Source organism: Paraburkholderia sp. RL18-085-BIA-A (genome assembly GCF_046027075.1).
Taxonomy (GTDB): domain Bacteria; phylum Pseudomonadota; class Gammaproteobacteria; order Burkholderiales; family Burkholderiaceae; genus Paraburkholderia.
The window spans coordinates 1-3,408 of the sequence record NZ_JARESU010000318.1; the positions used below are offsets into that span (position 1 = coordinate 1).

General features: G+C 55.8%; 2 protein-coding genes. One reads left to right on the forward strand and one right to left on the reverse strand.

All coding sequences use genetic code 11. The features are described from left to right. Positions 1–74 precede the first annotated feature (74 nt). A complete protein-coding gene (locus P0D89_RS51740; RefSeq protein WP_408370722.1) occupies positions 75–1,028 on the forward strand; it encodes a LysR family transcriptional regulator in 954 nt (317 codons plus the stop codon). Positions 1,029–2,299: 1,271 nt separating this feature from the next. On the opposite strand, the gene P0D89_RS51745 is transcribed toward P0D89_RS51740, so the two are convergent. Continuing rightward, a complete protein-coding gene (locus P0D89_RS51745) occupies positions 2,300–2,842 on the reverse strand; it encodes a DUF3331 domain-containing protein (RefSeq protein ID WP_408370724.1) in 543 nt (180 codons plus the stop codon). Between the last annotated feature and the right edge of the window lie 566 nt (positions 2,843–3,408).

Sequence of the window (3,408 nt, forward strand, 5' to 3'; positions counted from 1 at the left end):
GTTGGTCTAGCGACTTGCAACCGAGTATAGTTATTCAAATATCCACGACATATAGAAATAAAAGCCGATCTGATATGCAGAAAGCCACGGGCGGGAGACTGGGATGCGTGAACTGGGACGACCTGCGCTATTTCCTCGAAGTGGCCCGTACCCAACGGGCAAGCGGTGCGGCGAAACGGCTAGGCGTCGATCACACGACGGTCGCGCGACGGGTGAGGGAACTGGAAACGGCGCTCGGCACCGTGCTGTTCGAAAAGTCGCGGGCAGGCGGATTCGTGCTGACAGCGGAGGGGCAGCGTCTGGTTGCCTACGCCGACGCCGTGGAGACAACGGTGCAGTCAGCCAGCGAACAGTTCGCTGGGGGCGCCCACTCGCTCTCGGGGCATGTGAGAGTGGGGGCCACAGAGGGCTTCGGCTGTTTTTTTCTGTCAGCCCAACTCTCGCGCTTTGCCGCAAACCACCCGAACATCTCGATCGACTTGCTGCCCGTCCCTCACTTCGTCAGCCTTTCCAAACGGGAGGCCGATCTGGCAATCACGCTGGAACGCCCGGAGCGCGGCCAATACGTCTACACCAGACTGTGCGACTACCGGCTCAAGCTCTACGGAACGCAACAGTATTTGAACCGCCACCCCCCGGTGAATGCCGTTTCGGACCTGCGGAACCATACCTTCATCAGCTACGTCGCCGATCTCGCCTTTAGTAACGAACTGCTCTACCTGGACCGCGCCATCCCCGACGCCAAAGCGAACCTTTGCAGCACCAGCGTCATTGCCCAGTACCATGCGGCGCTGCAGGGGGATGCCCTTGCGATCCTCCCTTGCTTCATGGCGGAGCCGAACCCATTACTGGAGCCAATATTGCCTGACGAAGTGGTAGTAACGCGACAGTTCTGGCTCTGCTGCCGGGAAGATCTACGCAAACTTCGCCGTATCACTTCCTTGTGGAACTACCTGCGTTTAGCTGCGGATGAGAACAGGGCACTGTTGATGGGCGAATCGGCGGAAATGAGGTACGTGGACGCCTGACGCGGCAACGCAAAGGTTAGGCCGCCACTCATTGACGTCCGTTGGCATGGCGACCTGGATAGCGAACTGTCTACGCAACTCGCTGGACGAGGATCGCCAGGCACGCCGTCGAATGCAGGACGCTCACTTGATCGGCGCGGTACCGAAGGGCGTCGTTCGACACGAGCGCGTTCTTTTTGCGAACTGCGCTTGAGGGCCGGCCTTGAGTGAATCCTATACTGGATTTCAAGCCACTGGAACAACCACGGCTCACGCCGCCCGCGGCATCTGCATGGCCGGGTGCCTACAAAGTACCGAAGACACGCATGGCAACGAATAGTGCTGGGGCTCAGTATCCGAGGCTTTGATATGGTGGAATCAGGCCAATCACCATACTTGGAATACCCATCAGCAAGAGCGTGACGATTCTCTCTAGCGGAATCTCATTGTCGGTGCAGCTTCCGGGCGCGCTCGACGGTGGCAACGCCCCATGATCGCTTGCTTGCCCAATACTCTCTGGTTTTCGTTGGCATGCGTTAGCAGTGGCGAACTATTGGGCGCCGAATTGTTGTCTAGATTTGCAGACGGCGAAGGCGGTGTGCAGCGGCTTTCGCGAGAAGATACGAGGGCCGCGGCCATGAGGGCCGCCTTTTTGTCTCGGTTTACTGGACGCCGTTGCACTGTTTCGTCATCACGAACAGGTAAGCACACTTGGAAGACTGTGAGAGAAAGTCCTATTGCTGCTGTGGTTGCCGAAGATATAGAGCACCTTGTCGTCGAGCGCGACGACGACCTTTTTGCTGTGCACTCCCTTTGCCTCCATTCGGCTTACCGGCTACCTCGGCTTTTAAACCTTACGTTTCCGATTCCAACGACTAGCAGCCAGGAAAATCTTAGAACACACTCTACTGTCGAAAGCAGAAATTCCGGGGGCGAGAAACCATACTCAACGGATAATCCGGGCACGACCGCCAGCAAGCTCAAGACGCAAATTAAGACGAATATACCTTTCGCCCACACGACTCCGTTGAGCGTTAAACACGCACTAAAAGAGAGGAGGCAGTTGGAGGCCACAAGCGCCGCAATCTCAGGAGGAGCGTCCATTGGCCCGATCTCCCATGGTAGTTCAACCCAGCCCCAGCCAATGATCGCGTAAGTTATGACGGTTGCTACACGTGGCGCCGACGACCAGTCCTTAAAGAGGTTTGCTTCAGATCTGACTAACTCCAAACTCTCCAACGGTTCAGCGAAGCCGCCATCTGACAATGGCGGCCGAAAGGTTGCGTCATCTTTCATCGATAGCTCTCGATTCCACTATTCGATAGATCGATAGGGTACCTTTTGGGAATTTCACTGGCCAGGATCATGGCGGACGCATTTACTGGCATCAGCCTGGACCGAGCTGGTTTGAAGACCCTATCGCCTACTGCAATCAGCCGTCCCGACATAGCGCATGTACCTGCATTTCGAGTCACACAATGTCGCCAGCGCTGGTCTTCGTAGTGACAGGAAGTTGGGTCGTGCCACGCGATGATGGCGTGACACTCGCCTCTTTCCAGAATGCGAATGGTCACACAAGACGCCACGGCCAAGTATTCAGAACCATTGATCCGCTCACGGTGAGTTGTAGGAGAGGGCGCTGTCAGGCCGATAGGCTGACAATCTGCGTGAGCGGGCGCTTGATCTGTAGAGGTAAGCCTGCTGATCTCCAGAAGAATCGTCGACCATGGGTCAGGGCAGCTTGTAGATAATCTCAATTTTGTTGCCTCCAGATTTCCGTTGGTAAAGCGAACATAAGCAATAAGGCAACGACGTTCTGCTCGTAAAGCAAACATCAGTTTTCACTGTCTGTGTACGCCGCCCGTTGGGAAATTCATGCTCTTCGGTCGATGTCGGGAGATCGGCAGGTAGAGTAACGGTCTGGATCAAACAGCCTGATTAGCTTATGAGTGGTCGCCCAACACTCCGCGTTGAGCATATGGCGATGATAGGTAGCGTGATCATGCGCGACCATCACGTGTTTCTGTTATGCCCCGATTAGCGTTTTCTGAAGACTCTGCCTCTAGAGAGAATGGAGCCATGGAAGACATAAAGAAGACCGGGAAGTTTTCGCCCCGGGGGTGAAGGCGGAGTGAAGAGGTGCGGGAGCGCACCTGGGGTGTCGGCCTCAAGTACGCTTTCGGCCCAGCCACGACGGGATTTGCACTTACCCAGACGCTCTTGAACAGGGGGCGGTTCGGCGGCCGTCAAGCACAGTCAAAAGGACACCTTTGCCTTGCTGTAAGGCGCGCTTTTGACGAGCCGTTGCATTGCATAAAACCGCGTAGGCAATGTTGTATGTGCGCATGACTCGATATTCAGGGAGTTTCGGAAAATAGTCAGTCATCCTGGACCGATGAGA